Consider the following 19,953-nt stretch of genomic DNA (forward strand, 5'->3'; position numbering starts at 1 on the left):
ATTTGGCTTTCAAAATGTGCGCTTTTTAAAAGGCTTTATAGAAAAGTTAGATGAGCTGGATTTGGAAGCCGCTAGTTTTGATGTGGTAGTGTCTAATTGTGTCATCAATTTATCGCCAGACAAAGATGCGGTGCTGCGCAGTGTTAAGCGCTTGCTAAAACCTGGCGGCGAATTTTACTTCTCCGATGTTTATGCCGATAGGCGTATACCTGAAGCGGTCAAAAATGACCCGGTTTTGTACGGCGAGTGCTTGGGTGGCGCGCTGTATTGGAATGATTTTATCCAACTGGCTAAACGCCAGGGTTTTCTAGACTCCCGTTTAGTGGAAGATCGCCCTTTGGAAATAACCGATCCGGTACTTGCTGAACGCTGCGGAAACATAAAGTTTTTTTCGGCAACCTACCGCTTGTTTAATTTGGATGCACTCGAGAGTGATTGCGAGGATTATGGTCAGGCCGTTATTTATCGTGGCAGCATAGAAAATAGCCCGCACCGCTTTGTGTTGGATAAGCATCACGATATTCAGACTGGAAAAATATTCCCCGTCTGTGGCAATACCTGGCGTATGTTGCACGACACGCGCTTTGCTGAACACTTTAAATTTGTTGGTGATTTTAATCAGCACTTTGGGGTTTTTGAGGACTGTGGGGTAGGTCTGCCCTTTGATAGCATTCAGTTTGGCGCCGATGGTGCGCCGTGTTGTTAATTCGATTGTCGGTAAAATTTTTAATGGATGCGCGGAGGATACATGGAATATCGTGAATTAGGCCGTACCGGTATTAAGGTCAGTGAGATGTGTCTGGGAACCATGACCTGGGGTCAACAAAATACCCAGGACGACGCCTTGGAACAAATGGCATACGCAGTGTCGCAGGGCGTTAATTTTTTTGATACCGCAGAGATGTACCCAGTGCCGCCCATTCCTGAAACTCAGGGACGTACCGAGCAATACATTGGCGAATGGTTTCGGCAAACTGGCAAGCGCAAAGACATTATTTTGGCGAGTAAGGCCTCAGGCCCCGGCCATGCCCATATTCGCGCTGCCAAGCCTCTGGATCGCGCCGCAATATTGTCGGCCTTTGAGGGAAATTTACAGCGTCTGCAAACCGATTATATCGATTTATATCAAATTCATTGGCCAAATCGCGCGACCAATTTCTTTGGAAAACTTGGGTATCAGCACACCGACGGCGATGCCGAACCGGCAATTCACGAAGTCTTAGAAACCCTTGCCGAGTTGGTTGAGGCTGGGCAGGTTCGCGCCATTGGTATTAGCAATGAAACGCCGTGGGGGCTAATGACTTATTTGCGCTTGGCTGAGCAATACGGATTGCCTCGGGTAGCCAGTATTCAAAACCCTTATAGTCTACTGAATCGCAGCTTTGAGATTGGCTTAGCTGAAATGGCCATTCGTGAGCAAGTCGGTTTGCTGGCGTACTCGCCCCTCGCCTTTGGCATGTTGAGCGGTAAATACCGCCACGGCGCTCGCCCCTCAGATGGCCGCATTACCTTATTCGAGCGCTTTAAGCGCTACAGTAACCCCCAAGCCGAAGTCGCTGTGGAGGCATATATTGCGTTGGCCGAGCAACACGGACTATCAACGGCGCAAATGAGTTTGGCGTTTGTTAATCAACAATCTTTCGTGACTAGTAATATTGTTGGTGCGACTACCATGGCGCAGCTAAAAGAGAATATTGCCAGTATTGATGTGTGTTTAAGCGATGAGGTGTTGACGGGCATAGCAGGTATTCATCAACGTATCGCTAATCCTGCACCGTAATTATATGATGCAGGCATTGTAAGTAAATCAATAAGAATACGGGCTGTCAGGGAGGACAAACTATGCCTGTTTCTATTGCTCAAAGCGAAGGGAAAATTTATTTTTTTCACAAAGTTTGCACAAGTATCATCGTCAAACTTTGACGCGTAATATCGATTCGTTGCGGCTCGCACTCGATGCGGTTCGGGGCAGCCAGCCCTTTGATATTATTGCCATGGTGGTTTTGCCAGAGCAGGTCCACTGCATCTGGCGGTTACCGCCAGGCGATGACAATAGCGCCGCGCGATGGTCGCAATTTAAATCCGTGTTTTTAACAAACCTACCGCTTCGGGAAATTCGCAGCCGCAGTAGACTGCAGCGTCGTCAACTCAGTGTGTGGCTGCGTAAATACCATGAATATCAAATTCAAAATCAACGAGACTTGCAGCGCTATATTGATTTTGTCCACTATGCACCACTTAAGCTCGGCCTGGTTGAACGCTTAGCCGATTGGCCCTATTCGAGCTTTCATCGCTATGTGCGAAATCGACTGCTACCGGCAGACTGGTGCGCGGGGCCAGAGGAGGAACTTGTCCTGGAGATGATGGAGCCGGTGGGGCGGCCATAGCAGGCCGCCTCGAGGCGAGTTTAAGCTCGAGATATACGGCTTAGCACCGCTTTGAGATAGCGGGTTTCTGGTATGGCCGCGTGAACAGGATGATCCATACCCTGCATACCTTCAGCAAGAATTTGCGCGTGGCGGTCAATGTGTCTTGCCGAGGCGCGCACTAAATCTAAAAGCTCCTCTCTGGGCATGTGCATGGAGCATGAGCCGGAGATCAGAAAGCCGCCGTCATTGAGTAGGCGCATGGCCATTTCATTGATGCGGCGATAGGCGAGCATGCCTTCTTTCTGATCTTTTTTACGTTTAATAAAGGCCGGCGGGTCGACGATGATCACGTCAAAGCGCTCGTCGGCTTCTTTTAGTGATTTCAGAGTAGTGAAGGCATCGCCTTGCACGGTGCTGAGTTTGTCGGCGACGCCATTTAGCTCGGCGTTTTTATGGACCATATCCAGGGCGCTTTCTGAGATATCTGCACACCACACGTCGTCGGCGCCAAACACGGCGGCCTGCACGCCAAAGCTACCCACATAGCTAAAAACGTCTAATACCCGTTTGCCCGGCACAATATTACGCAGCCACTCGCGGTTGGGCCGCTGGTCGTAAAACCAACCGGTTTTTTGACCGGCGGCGAGCGGTGCTAAAAAGCGCACGCCGTTTTCAATCAGCTCGACTTCGTCGGGTACTTCGCCGTAGGCAGTTACTACCTCTAATGGCAGGCCTTCGAGCTTGCGAACGGCGGCATCATTGCGCAGTAATATGGAAACGGGTTGCAGCATTCTGACCAACGCTTCAATAACAACATCGCGCATGGCATCCATTCCGGCAGTATTGAGCTGCACACAGAGGTGGTCGCCAAAGCGGTCGACCACTAAGCCGGGTAGCAAATCGCTTTCACCATAGATGAGGCGATAGCAAGGCTGGTCAAATAACTGCTCGCGTAGAGCCAGTGCTGACTTAATACGCTTTTTTAGGGTGTTGAGGTCAACCGGACGCTCGTCGTTGGTCATCATTCGCGCACAGATCAATGACTGTGGATTGACGTAGGCGACGCCCATCACCTTGCCCTGCTGATTCTCAACGATGACTTGCTCACCGGCGGCAAAATTGCGCAGCGGCGTCGCGTTAGTGTCGACTTCGTTGCTGTAAATCCACAAATGGCCGCTGCGCAGACGTTTGTCTTCATTTTTGGCGAGGCGTAGGCGTTGGAGGCTCATAGTGTTTTCCTGGGCAGGGCGATGAATTCGGGGGCATTATCGTCGATATCGGATGCGAGGTGAAACTTTTCAGGTTTATGGGCTTTTCTGCGCCTGGATGAGTAAGTTGCGCGGGCTCAGCGACGCGCTGCAAAACTCGCTCAGGCTACACTGGTAACCCTGCTCCTGCAGGTATAACAGGCTGTCGAGTACGCAGCGCAGCTCAAGGGCGCGACGAAACGCCATGCGCAGCAAGTCGATGGCTTCTGCGCGGTGAAGTTGCTGCCAGCCAGCTTGCTCGAAATTGGCTAAATCGCTGGGAAGCGCACGGCGTATGTTTTTATGGTCGAGTTGAGCTTGAGTAAACTCGGCAAAACTGCGTTTGCTCCAGTGCTGGGGCAGGCTGGGCAGCGTGGTGGTTTTGTTCGCGCCAAGCACGGGAAGGAGCTCGCGCAGGCCTAAATGCCAGGCTTGCAGGGTTCTACGTGCGGATGTTTCACCGTGACGCGCGGTATTGGTTTGTCGCACCGCAGTGCGTAGGTCACTACTGGAAATATGCAGTGCGGAGTTTTTGAACTGTTGCGACAAGGTCGTGTAAGTGTCATTAAAGCGGTGGTAGCAGCAGGGCGCTAAGCTGAGCTGGAGGCTATTGTGCGCTACCGCGATGCGGACTAAACGTTGGTGTAAGCCACCGCAGGCGTGAAGGGCAACAAGGTGCTGTGTTGGTGTGAGCTGCTGGTGGACGTCGTTGCTCATAACGTCACAGCGAATGATTTGGCGCAGTGGTGAATTGACTTTGGTGCGGGCATTGCCGGCTGCAACTAGTTGCGGGTCTATTTCCAATGCGGTGACGGGCAGCTGGTAGTGTTGGCTAATGGCGTCACCTAAATAGCCCTTGCCAGCACACCATTCAAGAACGGGGTGGTGCATATTGGCTTGCGCGGCAATAAAGGCATTAATTTGCTGCCATTTGCGCCCGGGTATGCCTTTAGGGGGTTCCTGCGGGCTTAGTGGTGGCCCTGCGGGCGCGATGTCGATGAGTTCGGCAAGTTCGGTGGCCGGTTCAAAATACGGGCGCAAGGCGGTGAGTAGGGCTTGATCGTCACCTTGTAAATTGTGAATTTCGGCGGGGCTGAGGCTGTGTAAGTAATTGCGTAGGGGCTTGTGATTGTCAAGATGTGCTGCTGGGGCGCCACCGTAGGCATTAAAGCGCCACCACGGCTGGTGGCGCAATAGTAAGGAATCGAGTCGTGAAGCGCGGAGGGCGAAGTCCATAAAATTCCGTTAAGAAATATGGCTATTATAGTGGTCTACGCTGACTTCGCACTTATCTTTAGCTCACTGGATGAGGACGCGTCACGGGCTTTAAATCGGTGTCTTGATCTTGAAGGTAAGCACGGAAGCAGGCTTTTAAAGCCTGGCACTCAGCGACAAAACGGTTTTGTAATTCGTGCCGTTGCTCTGCGCTACAATGCTGGTCGGCATGCTCGAGTGCTGAGGCGCTGAGTTGTAAACGGCGACCATGCAGCTGCCCGGCGCTGCCCTTTATTGCGTGAGCAATGTCCTTTATTTGAGGGCTGTCCTCATATTGAATTGCTTGGGCAAAATCGCTTAATTGGGTGTCGAGTTGGTCAATGAACATTTCCAGCAGTTTGCGCAGGGTGTCTTTGCGGCCCATGGCGCTTTCTAATGCTTTGGCGGCTATCCAGACTTCTGGCCCATTGCTTGACTCTCCCTTGTGGGGGGCAGGCTGAGCTGTTGCTGACTCGGCAGTCGCGGAATGTTGAGGCCCGCGGTGTAGCCACTGTGTGAGTTTTTCGCGCAGGTCCGCGGCCTCCATGGGCTTGCTGATGTAGTCGTTCATACCGGCGTTAATACATTTCTCCTTGTCGCCATTCATGGCGTTAGCAGTTAGTGCGATGATGGGGATGTCCCGATAGTTGTCGCCGGCACCACCGTTGCGAATCCGGCGGCTGACAACATAGCCATCCATTTTGGGCATTTGGCAGTCCATTAGAATTAGCGAATAGGGGGTTTGGCTGTCGTTATTGCACAGCATTTGCAGGGCCATAATGCCATCGTTAGCAATGTCTACCGAGATGCCAAGCTCGTCGAGCATGCAGCGACTAACCTCTTGGTTGATGGGGTTGTCTTCGGCGAGTAATATTTTGTGGCCAATAAGCGTTGGCGCGGTGTGGCCATTTGCCGGGCCGAGCGATGTGGCGTCGTGCTTAGTCAGCATGGGTGGCTGAAACTGTAATTTGTCGTGATTTGTTAATAGCAGCGCGGCAATCAGATCTTTGCTGGCCAGCGGCTTTAAATACCGAGCATTGATGTATTGCTCATCAAGGGGCTGAGCCAATTTTCCAAAATGGGTGCTAAGTACTGCAATGGCGGCGTGTTGCAACGCTGGGTGTTGGCGCAGCTGCGCTGCCGTTGCATTGGCACTGCCGTCGGCAACTTGCTCATTGAGTAGCACAAGGTCACAGCGCTTTAATCGCGTCGATTTTGTTGTGAGTAAACGTATCGCGGTTTGCGCATCGTCGCCGTCAATCACGGTGGCGCCCCAGCTTTCCAGTTGGCGGCGGCAGCTGTGTCTAAAGTCAATGTTGCCGTCGATAATAGCGACACAGCGGCCGTTGAGCTCAGGGGCGGATTCCGGCAGGGTGGTGCTTGGCTTTAAATGCACAGTGAAACTGAAGGTACTGCCTTCGTCGACGCTGCTGGTGGCCAGTATATTGCCCCCCATGAGCTCACAGAGCTTGCTACAGATCGAAAGCCCCAAACCCGAACCGCCGTATTTTCGAGTAGTACTGCTGTCTATTTGTGAGAATGGCGAAAATAATTTGCCGAGGTCTTCTTCTGAAACACCAATGCCGCTGTCAATAATGGCGCAGCTTAAGGTTAGGCCATGGCTCTCTTCACGCACGCTGGCGCGCAAAACTACCGAACCGTGCTCGGTGAATTTAATGGCATTGGCCAGAAGATTCGTCACAATTTGGCGAAGTCTGGAGGGGTCGCCCACGACACTGCCAAGCGGAACCGCGCTGAGATCAACCACTAATTCCAAACCCTTGTCGTGGGCACAATAAGCAAGGCTCTCGGCAAACTCGTCAAGGGCTTGGCGCAAATCAAACTCAATGGTTTCCAGTTGCAATTTTCCGGCATCAACTTTGGAGAAATCCAAAATGTCATCAATTAAGTTTAGTAAGGAACGCGCGCTGCTTTTCGCAATATGAACTTTGTGGCCTTGATCTTGATTTAGCGGGGTGCTTTCTAACAGATTGAGCATGCCTAGCACGCCATTCATTGGCGTGCGGATCTCGTGGCTCATTACCGCCAAAAACTCACTTTTGGCTCGTACTGCAGCTTCGGCTTGCTCTTTGGCCAAAATCAGTTCGTCTCGCGCTTTGCGGCGACTGTCAATGTCCTGCACTGAGCCGTATAACCGGACACACCTTTTGTTGCTGAACTCAGCTTGCCCGGTAAGATGTACCCACGTTTCTCGGCCGGTTGCGGTGATCACTTTTAGCTCATCGCTAAAGGGGATGCCTTTACTGATGGCCTCTTTTACAGAAATTTTGAAGCGGCTAAGGTCTTCATCGCTACTTGCAAAGCTGTGTATTTGCGCGGCAATCGGAATAAAATTGTCGTCTACGCGAAAAATTTTACGCGTCATTTTTGACCAGTAAAGCTTGTTGCTGGTTACCATAAATTCCCACGCGCCGACTCTTGCCTGAGAGCCCATTGAGCGCATCAGTGATTCTTGACGCTGAACAATATCGCTGGCCTTTTTCTGGGCAGAGATGTCTTCGATAATCGACCAGACGAAGGACTGACCGCTGTTGTCTTGAATCAATACGCCATTCAAGAGGGCGGGAAATTTGCTGCCATCTTTGCGAATGCAGTTTCGTTCGTAGGGGCCGTAGCGGCCCGAATTTTGTAAGGAACGCAGCTGATGCTGTTCGACTTCCTCGGCACTACTCGCGGTGATTTGCCAGTAATTTAGCGCGTTAAAATCTGCTCTTGAGTAGCCGGTGCTATTCAACAAGGCGTTGTTAACCTGCAAAAACTCGCCAGTATTAAAGTCACTTAAAGCAATACCGATGGGGGCCATATCAAACAGACTGTGCAACAATAAATTATGGCGCTGACGGCGACTCAGCAGGCGACATACGGTCATAAATAAAGCGTAGATACAGGCGCCCGCCAGGCTGAGTAAAATGCGCAGGCCGGTGGCATTGTCGGCCTTGTGCGGCCAGCCATTTTTAGGTACGCCAGCGAGTTCCCAGGCTTCATTAGAGGGCAGGGAAATAGCCGCAATAACGGGTCGCGCCGCTGAGGTAAATGCGGCGGAACTACCTAAAAATGGCGTAGTGTCGGTATCGGTGGTTTGGGGGCTTGTTTTGCGGATCGCGATGTTAATGGGCAAATCGGTAGCGTAAAGGCCGATTGCGGCGTAGAGCTGGTTTAAATCAATGACCGCCGAAATGGTTCCCCAAAGCTTGTCTGGTTGGGCGCCCGCCTTTGGCACAAAAACGGGGATGCGCGCGACAATACCTTGGCCACCCTGAATTAGGGTGAATGGCCCAGACAGAACGACCTCGCCGCTTTCTCTGGCGCGTAACAAGTCACTAAGCTGATCAGGACGATCTCTGAAATCGAAATTGAGTGTTTTTTCGTTGCCGGCCAAGGGGTAGACAAACTTGATCTTAAGGTCTCGGGTGGCGGTAATATTTTTCAGCTGGACATTGCCATCGAACAGCGGTGCAGCAAAAAAAGCAAAATCGGCTTCGTTTACGTTAGGATTGGCCCGCACGGCTGAAATCATGCCCTTTGAGGTTTGTAAATTCGCTCGAATTAGCCCCTCTAGTTTACTCGCCGTCAAGTTGAGCTGGTTTTGCATATTATTGCGGAACAACCATTTGTGATTTTTGTTGTTCAGATAATCAATGTAAAAGCCGCCTGCCAGCAATGTTACCGCTGCGATCACTAAGGCGCCGCGCTGCAGCCATTTCAGCCTGGCGAATTGGCGACGATGGAATTGATTCACTTCCCTAGATATAGTGTCGCGCTGATGGTCATTGGCGGGCGTAGGTGGCATGGACAGGGTCTCTTCGGCCTTTGGTGGTGCCTAGACAGGATGTAATAATAAGCTTCATCATAGATTGTTAGCGGTCAGCGCAATATTCGTACTTCCCCTAGGTCTTATCTTGCTGAATAGCGCGGTGTTCTTTGTTGGGCATTCGTTTGATAATAGCGACTCAATAGTCGTGGGGTGGCGGTAATGACAGTGTGGGTAGACGCGGACGCGTGTCCAGTAGTGATTCGAAATATGTTATTCCGTGCGGCAGAGCGCACCGGGGTGACCCTGACCTTGATCGCTAATCAAGCTATACGGGTGCCGGCGGCGGCGAATATCACCTCGGTGCAGGTGAGCAGCGGTTTTGACGTCGCCGACAATGAAATTGTCCGTCGGGCGGAATCCGGTGATTTAGTGATTACCAGCGATATACCCCTTGCCGCTGAAGTGATCGAAAAAGGCGCGCTAGCACTTACGCCGCGGGGCGAACTGTTTGATAAAGACAATATTCGCGCCAAACTGAATATGCGTGATTTTATGGATACCCTGCGCTCGTCGGGTATGCACAGCGGTGGCGCGGCACCTTTTTCGCAGCAAGACAAACAGACCTTTGCCAATCAATTAGATCGCTACTTAAGTCGGTTGCGTAGTTAAATGATGTGGCGCGGATTGCTGGCTCTTGCTGCCCTGTTATCGTTTTGTGGCGCTTTGCAGGCCGATACTGTGCGGGTGGCGCTGGCCGCTAATTTTGCTGGGCCAATGCGGGAGATCGCCCGTTTATTTGAGCTAGAAAGTGGCCACCACGTCGAAATGGCCGTGTCCTCGTCGGGCAAAATTTACGCCCAAATAAGCCACGGCGCGCCCTTTGATGTGTTTCTGTCGGCTGACCAGAGCAAGCCAGCGGCACTGGTGGCCAAGGGTTTGGCGGTGGCGGACTCGCAGTTTAGCTATGCGCTGGGTCGTTTGGTGCTGTGGTCGACCAATCCGAGCTTAATCGATAATAGCCCGACTATTCTCCGCAGCGGAAATTTTCGAATGCTGGCCATCGCCAACCCGCTGCTCGCACCGTACGGTGAGGCGGCGGTTGAGGTTTTACAGCGGCTTGCTTGTTATGAACGGCTAGGATCGAAAATGGTGAAAGGCGAAAATATTGCCCAAACGTTTCAGTTTGTTGCAACCGGTAGCGCCGATTTGGGCTTGGTCGCCTTGTCGCAGCTGCGCGATTCAGGATTGAGCGATGTCGGTTCGCAGTGGTTGGTGCCCGCCGCCATGCATAGCCCAATCCGCCAAGACGCTGTGCTGCTGAAAGCTGCGGCAGAAAAAGCTGCGGCCGTGGCTTTGATGCGTTTTATACGAAGTGAGCAAATCCGCCAACTTATTGTTGAGTCGGGCTATTTATTGGCAGATTAACTTGGCCGAGGGGCTAGTAGCTACGCAGTGGCTCAATGAAGCAGCCAAACTCCTTGTCTAGTTCCACACTAAAGCGGTAACGGTTTTCCAGGGCCTTTACGGTAAAACGCTTAAACTGTGGCTGCGCGCTAATGGCAGTAATGTCCTGACTGCTGGTGAGGGGGATGCTTAAATGAGTGTCTAACAGCGCGTTGTACTTACTAATTTTGATGTTCCCTGCGCGTATTGCCTCGTTAAAACAGTCGAGTACGTTCACGAGTTCAATTGGGTCGCCGTCGTTTGAGCTGTCGATCAGTTGGTCGTGATACTTAAGCCGTCTGGCATCTAGGCTTTGGCATTGCAAGGTGCTGCTTGCCTGCTTTTCCTGGGACGGTGTGCAGCTAACCACGCGGTAATATTGGAAATGTTCATCTTCTTCGTGCGCCGCTAATGCCAGGCGCCAAACGGCGCCAGGCCCAGCGCTGCACTTTTCTACTGGTTGTTTAACTGCGTCGGCACCGTAGGTGTTGAGCAAATGCGCAATGGCACTTGTTAGTAAGCTTTCGGTGTAAATATCGCTGTCTTGGCATGAAGAGGCGCTAGCCAATGCGGGCAGGCAAAAGAATATTAGGCAGGCAAGATATATGCGCATAGTAAAGCTCAGTTGGACAAGTCGTGGCTTGGGGCGGCGTTGACTCGTAAAAAACGACGACGAAACAATACCAATATTATCAAGAACAGGCAGGCAATCCCAACGGCGAGCGGAAATAAGAGCGTGGTGATTGAATAACTGGCCAGCGCTAAAACGACCAGGCCATTGCGCAGGGCAAACAAGCCGAAAAATGTCAGGCTTTCGGCGTAGGGCTGGCGGTATGCCTTGCGCAGGGTTGGGCCAAAGCCGAGGAGGTCGACCGTGGTGAGCACGATGACCGCAAACATCGGGTCAGCGCTAATATACCAAATTGGCAGTGAGGACAGCGCGGCGCAAAAGAAGAGCCAGTCGCCGCGGGTGATTTTGGTATCGCTGCGCCGTTGATACGCAAGCAGCGCAATATAAAGGGTGATGGTGCCAGACACGCCGATGGGCCAAGCGCCACGGCCGCCGTCGGCATCGAGCTGGGCTAAAAACACGATAATAGTGGTGATGCCCCAGATCACCCACGAGAACACATGGGCGTGGACTGTGCCGCGATGGATACCGCGAATATAGGGGGCAAAGCCAATCAACGTCAGCGTAATAGCCGTGAAACTGAAATAATCTTTTAGGTCCATAATAATCAGCTAGAGCTGAGAATCCCTTCGCATTGGCGGGGGTTCCCCGCCAATGGCTCCTAGAATAATACGGTGCTAATTAGCGATCTGGCAGCACAATATTCAATTCTAATACCGAGCAGTTACCGTTGTTGTCGAGCTGAACTTCCACCTGATCTTGGTCTACGTCGACGTATTTGCGAATCACATCGAGCAGCTCCTGCTGCAATTTTGGCAGGTAATCGGGTTGGCTGCGTTGGTTGCGCTCGTGGGCGACAATAATTTGCAGGCGCTCTTTGGCAATCGACGCTGTCGCTTTTTTATTGTTGCGGAAGTAGTCGAATATGCTCATGCGCTCCTCCGAAACAGTCGCTGAAAGAGGCCTTTTTGTTCAACACTCATAAAGCGGTGCTCCACTTCTTCACCTAAAATTCGCGCTACGGCGTCGGCGTAGGCTTGGCCAGCTGGGCTTTCAGTGTCGTGAATCACCGGTATGCCTTGGTTAGATGCTTTGAGTACGGTTTCTGATTCTGGGATAACGCCCAGTAATTTGGTGGCCAGAATTTCTTCAACGTCTTTAACGCCGAGCATCTCGCCCTTTTCCACGCGCTCGGGGTTGTAGCGGGTGAGGAGTAAGCATTCTTCGACGCGTTGACCTTGCTCGGCGCGGCGCGACTTACTTTGCAGTATGCCCAAAATGCGGTCGGAGTCCCGTACTGAAGACACTTCCGGGTTGGCGACAACAATGGCCATATCGGCGAAGTACATGGCCATAAACGCGCCATGTTCAATACCCGCTGGGGAGTCGCAAATAATATATTCAAAGCCGTCGTCGGTCAGTTCTTTTAACACCCGCTCCACACCGTCTATTGTTAGCGCATCTTTGTCGCGGGTTTGCGAGGCGGGCAGAATATAGAGATTCTCGGCGCGTTTGTCTTTAATAAGAGCTTGGCGCAGCTTGGCCTCGCCATTGATGACATTGACAAAATCGTACACCACGCGGCGCTCACAATTCATAATAATGTCGAGGTTGCGCAGGCCAATATCAAAATCGATAACGGCGGTTTTGTGGCCGCGCATGGCAATGCCGCTGCTGATCGCAGCGCTGGTCGTGGTTTTACCCACGCCGCCTTTTCCTGAGGTAACTACTATTATCTTGGCCAAGGGTCTAATCCTTTTTAGGGCATGATGAGTGTAAGTGGTTTGGCATTAAACGAGTGGCGTAATGCTCAGTGATTGCTCGTCTCGGCCGATTTGGACCGCGGTTTTCCAGTGTTCGTTGCGTAAATCTTCATCTACCTTGAAGGTGCCAGCAATGGAAACCAGCTCTGCCTCCAGACTTTGACAAAAAATTCGCGCACTAAGATCGCCTTTTACGCCCGCTAGGGCGCGGCCGCGCAGGGCGCCGTAAACATGTATATTGCCGTCGGCCAGCACCTCGGCACCCGCTGACACCGCCGCCATAATAATCAGGTCACCGCCGGGGGCGTATACCTGCTGGCCAGAGCGGATTGGCGTGGTGATAATTTTACTGGGGTTACGATTGATTTCAATGTGGCTAGAGGGGCTTAGCTCTAATTGCACAGACGCTGGCGCGGCCGGTTCGTCTTGGCTTATTTCGGCGATGCTGGCTTCCGTTGGCGCGCTGGGCTCGGTTTCTACTAAAGGTTCCGGCGCCGGTTTAACTCGGGTCGCGGGCATAATCGCTAAGCTTAAGACCTGCGCCTGTTGCGCTAAGCTCTCGACACCGCTGCGCAGGGCTACTGGTAATAGCCCTTGGCTGCGGCATATGGCGAGAATGTCGGCTAGGGGCAGAGTGTCTAAGTCCCCGACAAAATCATCAAAACTCAGCACCACCGGAGTTTGCTTAAAAAAGCCCGGCGCGGCGGCGGCCTTTTCGCGCAGTTGCTGCTCAAAATCCACCGGGTCAAAGCGGCTGATTTCCAATAGTGTGAGGGGGAATAAGCCGCCCTTCAAACGAAAGGTGGCGGTGGTGACTTGATTATCGCTAGCTGTCGGCTTTAAACGTGGCAATCTGCTTTCCTAGGTGTGGCTAAACCCCCAGTACGCGCGGCGCGTCTTGGAGTAGGCTATGGTATTCAAAATTTCAGCCTCTTAGAGTAAGGCATCGCCACGATTGTTCAACTGTTTTTATAGGTTTAGCACCGACTTGTCGGTACTTCGCTGATTTTACGCGTGATTCAGTATATTGGCAGCGAGAAAATCACTTAGGCGTAGGCCCACTCCCGCAATAAATTGTGGTACAGCGCAGATAAGCGCCGCACTTCTTCGTCGTCACTGCCCAGTTTTAGCGTTATCGCTTGAATGCTTTGGTCTAGTTCAAATAGTTGCTGGCGTTGTTGGTGGCTGCGAATCAGGCTTTGCACCCAGAAAAAGGCCGCCAAGCGCTGCCCCTTGGGCACCGGCTTAACCTCGTGCAGGCAATTGGCGGGGTAGAGGATCATATCGCCGGCGTCGAGTTTGATTTCTTGCAGACAGCCGCCTATTTCAACGCAAAGTTCGCCGTCCTCGTAGTCCTCGGCTTGGGACAGAAATAAGGTGGCCGACAGATCGCTGCGCAGGCTGCTGCCGTCGGCGCAGCGCATAATCGCGCTGTCGATATGTTGACCGTAGTGGCCGTCGTTTTGGTAGCAATTAAATTTGGGAGGATAAATTTTGTCAGGCAGCGCGGCGCTGATGAACAGCGGGTGCTGGCTTAGTTTGGCGCTGAGGTTTGTTACCAAACTGCGGGCTGCTGCACTGCTGTCATCTAACTGCAAATTGGTTTTGAGTGGCGCGGCAAGTTGGCCAGCACTGCGAGCGCCGTCTTGCCAGTTGGCGCCGTCGAGCGTTTGGCGAAAATGCGCTAACTCGCTCGCGCTGAGAAAATTATTGATAACAGTGAGCATAGTGATCCTCAGCGGGGCGTAAAAAGGCAGTCGCGATTAATATCGGCTATTTGCGCGCAGCCGCACAGCGCCATGGTGATTTCGAGTTCTTCTTTTAATAAACGTAACATGTGAGCAACGCCCAAGGCACCGGCAACCGCCAAGGCAAAGGCTTGGGGACGGCCAATGAGTACCGCGTTGGCACCCAGCGCAATGGCTTTAATGATGTCGCTGCCGCGGCGAATACCGCTGTCTAATAAAATGGGAAAATCACTGCCCAGTGCATCGCGAATGGCAGGCAGGGCGTCGATGCTGGCGGGTAGGCCGTCTAGGCAGCGACCGCCGTGATTAGACACAATAATCCCATCCATACCCATGTCGGCAAGCTGCACGGCGTCGTCGAGGTTGATTACGCCTTTAATAATGATGGGGAGTTGGGTCTGTTGCTTTAACCAAGCAAGGTCTTGCCACTGGGGCGCCAGCGCCATGAGTTGCTGGAGAATGGAATTTTGTCCTGTTAACTTTTGTGCTGGCGAAATATTCACCGCTTCAATTTCCGGTGGTATCTGGAAGCCCGCGCGCTGGGCGCGATTGCGCAGGCCGCTCAGTGGTGCATCGACGGTGACCACGATCGCGGTATAGCCTGCGGCTTCAGCCCGCGCAATTAGAGTCGATGTGTCGGCGCGCTGGGGCTGAAAATACAGTTGAAACCATTTCGGCGCATCGGTTTGCGCGGCAATGTCTTCGAGGCTGGCGGTGGCCAGTGTGCTCACCACCATTGCGGTGTCCATGGCATCTGCCGCTATTGCGGTGGCGAGTTCGCCACTGGCGTGGCAGAGCTGCTGATAGCCCAGTGGCGCCAGTAAAAAGGGGTGGGCCAAATTGTGGCCGAGCAAGGTGGTTTGGGTTGACGCGCTGCTGAAGTCGCGCAGCAAGCGCGGCTTTAATTCAATATTGGCAAAGGCGCTGCGATTGCGATGAAGGGTGTGCTCGTCGGCAACGCCTGCGGCAATGTATTCGTAAATATCGTGGGCGAGAAATTCTTTAGCGTAACGCTGGTAGTCATCAAGGCAGACAATATCTGCGGGGATATTTTGCAAGGGCGGGGTGTATTTCATCACTGTATTCCGTACTGGATAAGCGCGCTGTGCTCATACTCTATGAGCACAGCGCAGGGCGAGCTTAGAACTCGTAGTCCACGCTGAGGTGGGCGTTGCGGGCTTCGCCAATATAGGTGAAGGCACCACTGCGGTAGGCCGCAAGGTAGTAGTCTTCATCAGTGACATTGCCAATGTTAACCCGCGCTTTAAGCTGCTCGCTAAACTGGTAGCTGGCAAAAGCGTCGAACACGGTATAGCTCGGCACTTCGTAAGAGTACTCGCCCGTTGTACTGCTAAACCCAGCAGCGGAGTCGGGCTGACCAGCGTACAGTTCGCTAGAGTAAGTCAGGGTGCCGCCAAAAGAAAATTTGGGGCTGGCTTGGTAGCGCAATTGCAGAAACACGCTGTCGTCGGCGAAGTTACTCAGCACCTTGCCTTCGGAGTCGGTATTATAAGATTCGAGAATTTCCGATTCCATAAAGCTGGCGCCGAACTGGGTGCTGAGCTTGCTGCTGATATTGCCAACCAAGGAAAACTCAATGCCTTGAACGCGGTTTTTACCGGTGTTCAAAGTGCCGAGGGTGGCGTAGTCGTCGCCGACGCTTTCCATAACATCACTTTTGGTGATTTGGAAAATCGCTGCGGTGGCCAAGAGCTTGTCATTGAGAATATTCCATTTGGTGCCCAGCTCAATATTGGCAGTCATTTCCGGTTCGCTGTTAGCGGCCTGTTCTGGGTCGCCACACAATCCACCATAGCCACAGTTGCCGCCGACATCAGACTCGCCGCCGTTAATATTGGCCGAGGTACTGTAAGTTAGGTAAACATTGGCGTCGTCATTAAGTTGGTATACCGCGCCAATATGACCATTCCACAGACTGTCGGAATACTTGTAGTTTAAAATGGTGCCGCGGCTATCAACGGTGTTGTCGTAGTCGAAATCATCCAAGCGAATGCCGGTGAACAAAGACCAGTCTTCACTCAGCTCAATGGTGTCCATCAACGAAAGCGAGATAGTTTCAATATTGTAGTCTGAGTCTTGCGCGCCCTTGGTAATGCTGCGACCCATTATGGTATTGATGTTGCTGGGGGTATTGCCATTGGCATCGGTGGTGCAATAGCCGGGACCTGCGCCGCCGCGACCGCTCACAATACAATTGCTGGTGCCGTTATTACTGACGTTGTATACGCCGTTTACGACATTGTGTTTAGACAGCTCAACACCAAAGACCAGCTGGTTTTTCTTGCCAGCAATATCCATGTCCTTAAAGAAATTAAACTGGTTAACAAGGTATTCTACTTCTTGCCAACCTTGATGGGTGCTAAGCGACGCGGTTGCCGCGCCGGGAGCGTCGGGGTCGGTGGCGTCGCGATTGGTGCCTCGCGCGCCGGTGGTCACGTAGCCATTGTCGGTGGTGCCGTAGCGCAGGGCGTTTTCAATACGGCTGCTATCGCTAATGTCGTATTTGGCGCGCAAGGTGGCGACGCTGACCGTCGATTTTAGAAAATCTTGGTCTTGTAAATAGACCGGAAAATTGTCAACCGGTTTGCCGCCACCGGATACGATGTAGGTGCCTAAATCTGGGCTGTCTTCAGCATTGAGGTAGTAGACATCACCAAGTAATTGCAGCTTTTCTGTGGCCTTAAACAGGCCAGAGACGGCAAAGCCGCGTCGGCTTTTATCCGCTGGCTCGCGGTCGGGCACGTCTTTAAAGGAATAGAGTAAGTTGACGCGCAGCGCGCTGTCGTCGCTGATTGAGTTATTGCTGTCGAGGCTCAGGCGCTGATAATTATCAGTGCCAATACCGCCGCTAACTTTATTAAAGTCGTATTCGGTACTCGCCTGCTTGGTAATACTATTTACCGCACCACCGGTAGAACCACGACCAGCAAAAGTAGCGCTTGGTCCCTTGGTGATCTCGACTTGCTCGGTGGCAAAGCTTTCGCGAGTGGTCATGCCGGGGTCGCGAAGGCCATCGACAAAGACATCGCTGCGGGCTTCGTGGCCGCGAATAATATAGCGGTCACCAAAGGCATTGCCGTTCTCACCGGTGCCAAGGGTAATACCAGGCTGAGCAGCTAATACATCACGCAAATCTGATTTGCCGGATTCCTGAATCTGAGTTTGGGTCAGTACGTTGATGGTTTGTGGGGTGTCGGCCAAATCTTTTACATGGCGGCTATCACCAGAAACTTTTGCTTTGTAGGGGGCGCCCGCTTCGGTGTAGGGGTTGGTGTCGAGAGTGCGCTCCTCAATTTTTAGGGTATCGAGCACAAAGGCATCTTCACTTTGCGCGAAGCTGGCGCTGCCCATCAGCAGTGTGGGGATACCTAGTGCTAGGGCGCTGGCTCTGGGCTTGAAGCGCGTCGTCGTCAGCTTAGCTGGTTTTAGTGTGGTTTTCCTTGTCATGTTTAATCCTCGTGGAAGTCATTGGTAATTAGGGAGTACTCAATAGGTATTACGAGATGGATCTCTTCTTTTTTTATACTTGCAGGTAGTGGCGGCAGCGGTGAGGCGTCGGCGAGCATTTGCAGCGCCGCGTCGTCGAGGGCGCCATGGCCAGAACTGGTTTTAATTGATGCGGCAAAAATCTCACCGCTGCGGCGGATGCCGAATTTCAGTGTCACCACCCCTTGGGTTTTGCGCTTTTTAAGCTCCGGCGGGTAGGTTTTGTAGTGACTGAGCTGCGCCATTAGTCGGCTAAAATAGTGGCTGCTGTCTCCTTGCTTGCCGCCGGCGCTGCGCTGCTTGCCCGAGCCGCTGGCGCGAACCATGGCTTTTGTTGAGGTGTCGGGACTCGTGTTATGGTGAGCTGTAGCCTCCTCAGGCTTAGCTGTTTCTGCCTTGGCTTGGCTACTTGCTGAAGCGTCGGCGGCGCTTTGATAACCGTTTACTGCCGCCTCGGCTGTCACTTGCGCCGTGGGCGCATTGATACTTGTCGCGACTTTTTCCGGCAATTGCGCAGCTTTTTCTGCGGGTTTTACTTGCGGTTTGGTCGGCGGTTTAGCTGGTGCGGGTTTGGGCTTTAATTTAGGCGCGGGCTGATGTTTGGGCGCTGGGCTAGGCTCAGGCACGACCTTACTCTGCGCGATGTGTTTGGCGACGTCGGCATAAGAACCACTCATGCCGAGGCCAATTTCTAATCCGTCTCTGCCCTCGGCATCGGCGCCAATAAGCGGTGTTGGGCGCGGTGACTGCTCGGCGAGGTAAAGCAGCGAGGCGTGTACGCCCACTGCAAATACAAAGGCAATAATCCATGGGAGCTGGCGCATTAGTCTTGGCCACCGTTGCGGGTGTGCAAGTTAATGCTGAGCTGCGGGTAGTTAGCCATCGCGCCTAGCGCGAGGTGTAATTGCGCGGCGCTCAGATTTTGGTCTGCATACAGCGAAACCTGTGTTGGCTCTGCGCTTGGCAGCTGGCTAAAAAACTCGCCCAGTGCTTGTGGGCGGATCGCCTGCGATGCAGCCGCTGTTTGATTAAGTAATATTTCGCCTTGCTGGTTAATGATGATTTTGATGGCTTGGCTATTCTCGACCTTGCTCCGGCTGCTACTGGGCAGCTGCACCGCGCCGCTTTGCGCGGTTTTAAATTGCCCCGCGACCATGAAAAAAATCAGCAGTAAAAAAACAATATTAATCAAAGGGATTAAATTTTCGTCGCCGCTCGTTTTCTTTGCCGCGGGCAAAAGGTTTCTATTCATCGCGCTTGCTTGCCTCTGGTAGCGGCTCGCCCAAGCTGACGTGCATAAAACCGGCAGACCTTAATTGCTCTAACAGGCTAACAATGTCCTGTACCCGCAATTCAGCGGCGGGTAACAGGTTTACGGCTTGTTCAGGGCTGGCAAGGGTGTTGAGCTCCGCTAAGCTGCTGAACTTGGTCAACGAGGTATTGAAATAGGCGAAGCTGCCGTCCTCGTAGGCCAGTAGTAATTGCGGTATGGCCGCGTTGCTTGACGCTGAAACTGCCTGCGATTTTTTTAGCTCGATGCTTTGTTCTTTGGTAAAAGTGGAGGTCAGCATAAAAAACATTAATAAAATAAAGACCACATCAATTAAGGCGGTGAGGCTAATAGCGTTTTTACGCCGCGGCGTGCCCAGCGACGGCACGCATGCGCAAGAGAGTGCTGCGCTCACGCCAGTTCACTCGTTGCTGTGGCTGCCGAGTGAGCTGGGCCTTTAACTTGACTATTGGTCTGGCTATTCAGGGTAAAGGCGTATTCGATAGTATTTTGAATAGATTGGATCTGGCGTTCAGTGCAGCGTTCTAGCCAGCTGTGCAACACCGATATCGGAATTGCCACAATCAAACCTGCGGCGGTGGTGAGTAGCGCCTGCCAAATGCCGCCAGAGAGAATGGCGGGGTTCACGTGCTCACCTGCCGCTTCCATGGCGCGAAAGGCCTCGATCATGCCCAGTACCGTACCAAGTAGACCGAGCAGCGGGGCGAGGGTGGCGATCACCTCTAAAATGCGGAGATGGCTGCTGAGCTGCTCGGCTTGCAGGCGCGCACCCCGGTAAGCTTCATCGCGGGCCTGCTGCAAGCTGAGGTATTTATTGCTAAACAACTGTAGGCAACGGCTCAACGCCTTAGCGCTGGGGTTTTGATGAGCGTTGATCAGCATTAAGGCCTCGGGCTTTCTGCCTTCTTCAAACAGTTTAAATGCC

At 52.6% G+C, this 19,953-nt stretch carries 20 protein-coding genes; 5 read left to right on the forward strand and 15 right to left on the reverse strand.

The window, feature by feature from the left end:
- The 3 genes from ABYP33_RS11655 to ABYP33_RS11665 form a co-directional block, all read left to right on the forward strand.
- Positions 1-706 (forward strand): methyltransferase domain-containing protein (locus ABYP33_RS11655; RefSeq protein ID WP_373091112.1); only part of this gene is annotated, 706 nt, incomplete at its 5' end.
- A 42-nt stretch (positions 707-748) separates the two neighbouring features.
- Positions 749-1,780, forward strand: a complete 1,032-nt coding sequence (locus tag ABYP33_RS11660) for an NADP(H)-dependent aldo-keto reductase (protein WP_373091114.1) — start codon at positions 749-751, stop codon at positions 1,778-1,780.
- A gap of 139 nt (positions 1,781-1,919) precedes the next feature.
- Positions 1,920-2,387 carry a transposase gene (locus ABYP33_RS11665; RefSeq protein ID WP_373091116.1) on the forward strand — a complete coding sequence of 156 codons (468 nt, stop codon included), beginning with the start codon at positions 1,920-1,922 and terminating at the stop codon, positions 2,385-2,387.
- Between the two features lie 20 nt (positions 2,388-2,407).
- On the opposite strand, the gene ABYP33_RS11670 is transcribed toward ABYP33_RS11665, so the two are convergent.
- From ABYP33_RS11670 to ABYP33_RS11680, 3 genes are all read right to left on the reverse strand, one after another.
- Positions 2,408-3,598 carry a class I SAM-dependent rRNA methyltransferase gene (locus ABYP33_RS11670; RefSeq protein ID WP_373091118.1) on the reverse strand — a complete coding sequence of 397 codons (1,191 nt, stop codon included), beginning with the start codon at positions 3,596-3,598 and terminating at the stop codon, positions 2,408-2,410.
- Between the two features lie 75 nt (positions 3,599-3,673).
- Positions 3,674-4,852: a methyltransferase gene (locus tag ABYP33_RS11675; protein ID WP_373091119.1), complete on the reverse strand. Its 1,179-nt coding sequence runs from the start codon at positions 4,850-4,852 to the stop codon at positions 3,674-3,676.
- Between the two features lie 58 nt (positions 4,853-4,910).
- Positions 4,911-8,681 carry a response regulator gene (locus ABYP33_RS11680; protein ID WP_373091120.1) on the reverse strand — a complete coding sequence of 1,257 codons (3,771 nt, stop codon included), beginning with the start codon at positions 8,679-8,681 and terminating at the stop codon, positions 4,911-4,913.
- A 183-nt stretch (positions 8,682-8,864) separates the two neighbouring features.
- Between ABYP33_RS11680 and ABYP33_RS11685 the strand changes: the two genes are divergently transcribed.
- Both ABYP33_RS11685 and modA read left to right on the forward strand, forming a co-directional pair.
- Positions 8,865-9,314, forward strand: coding sequence for a YaiI/YqxD family protein (locus tag ABYP33_RS11685; RefSeq protein ID WP_373091122.1), 450 nt, complete (start codon positions 8,865-8,867; stop codon positions 9,312-9,314).
- Entirely contained in the window at positions 9,315-10,070 is a 756-nt protein-coding gene (gene modA / locus ABYP33_RS11690) for a molybdate ABC transporter substrate-binding protein (RefSeq protein WP_373091124.1), read from the forward strand.
- Between the two features lie 13 nt (positions 10,071-10,083).
- On the opposite strand, the gene ABYP33_RS11695 is transcribed toward modA, so the two are convergent.
- The 12 genes from ABYP33_RS11695 to ABYP33_RS11750 all read right to left on the reverse strand — a co-directional run.
- Positions 10,084-10,701, reverse strand: coding sequence for a hypothetical protein (locus tag ABYP33_RS11695; RefSeq protein WP_373091125.1), 618 nt, complete (start codon positions 10,699-10,701; stop codon positions 10,084-10,086).
- An 8-nt stretch (positions 10,702-10,709) separates the two neighbouring features.
- Entirely contained in the window at positions 10,710-11,321 is a 612-nt protein-coding gene (locus ABYP33_RS11700; protein WP_373091127.1) for a hypothetical protein, read from the reverse strand.
- A gap of 79 nt (positions 11,322-11,400) precedes the next feature.
- Positions 11,401-11,652, reverse strand: coding sequence for a cell division topological specificity factor MinE (gene minE, locus ABYP33_RS11705; RefSeq protein WP_373091128.1), 252 nt, complete (start codon positions 11,650-11,652; stop codon positions 11,401-11,403).
- Positions 11,649-12,464 carry a septum site-determining protein MinD gene (minD, locus tag ABYP33_RS11710; RefSeq protein ID WP_373091129.1) on the reverse strand — a complete coding sequence of 272 codons (816 nt, stop codon included), beginning with the start codon at positions 12,462-12,464 and terminating at the stop codon, positions 11,649-11,651. The genes minE and minD overlap by 4 nt, the downstream gene beginning before the upstream one ends.
- A gap of 45 nt (positions 12,465-12,509) precedes the next feature.
- Positions 12,510-13,334 carry a septum site-determining protein MinC gene (gene minC, locus ABYP33_RS11715; protein ID WP_373091130.1) on the reverse strand — a complete coding sequence of 275 codons (825 nt, stop codon included), beginning with the start codon at positions 13,332-13,334 and terminating at the stop codon, positions 12,510-12,512.
- Positions 13,335-13,528: 194 nt separating this feature from the next.
- Entirely contained in the window at positions 13,529-14,209 is a 681-nt protein-coding gene (locus ABYP33_RS11720) for a Fe2+-dependent dioxygenase (protein WP_373091132.1), read from the reverse strand.
- Between the two features lie 8 nt (positions 14,210-14,217).
- Positions 14,218-15,306 carry an alpha-hydroxy acid oxidase gene (locus tag ABYP33_RS11725; RefSeq protein WP_373091133.1) on the reverse strand — a complete coding sequence of 363 codons (1,089 nt, stop codon included), beginning with the start codon at positions 15,304-15,306 and terminating at the stop codon, positions 14,218-14,220.
- Positions 15,307-15,370: 64 nt separating this feature from the next.
- Entirely contained in the window at positions 15,371-17,698 is a 2,328-nt protein-coding gene (locus tag ABYP33_RS11730) for a TonB-dependent receptor (RefSeq protein ID WP_373091135.1), read from the reverse strand.
- Between the two features lie 2 nt (positions 17,699-17,700).
- Positions 17,701-18,561: an energy transducer TonB gene (locus ABYP33_RS11735; RefSeq protein WP_373091136.1), complete on the reverse strand. Its 861-nt coding sequence runs from the start codon at positions 18,559-18,561 to the stop codon at positions 17,701-17,703.
- Complete coding sequence (locus ABYP33_RS11740) at positions 18,561-18,989, reverse strand: ExbD/TolR family protein (RefSeq protein WP_373091138.1); 429 nt, start codon at positions 18,987-18,989, stop codon at positions 18,561-18,563. Before ABYP33_RS11740 ends, ABYP33_RS11735 begins: the two co-directional genes overlap by 1 nt.
- Positions 18,982-19,422 (reverse strand): ExbD/TolR family protein, encoded by a 441-nt coding sequence (locus ABYP33_RS11745; RefSeq protein ID WP_373091140.1) that lies wholly within the window; start codon positions 19,420-19,422, stop codon positions 18,982-18,984. The genes ABYP33_RS11740 and ABYP33_RS11745 overlap by 8 nt, the downstream gene beginning before the upstream one ends.
- A partial coding sequence (locus ABYP33_RS11750; RefSeq protein WP_373091141.1) for a MotA/TolQ/ExbB proton channel family protein occupies positions 19,419-19,953 on the reverse strand: 535 nt, incomplete at its 5' end. The genes ABYP33_RS11750 and ABYP33_RS11745, both read right to left, overlap by 4 nt.

This window comes from Zhongshania sp. (assembly GCF_041584495.1).
In the GTDB taxonomy this organism is placed as follows: Bacteria; Pseudomonadota; Gammaproteobacteria; order Pseudomonadales; family Spongiibacteraceae; genus Spongiibacter.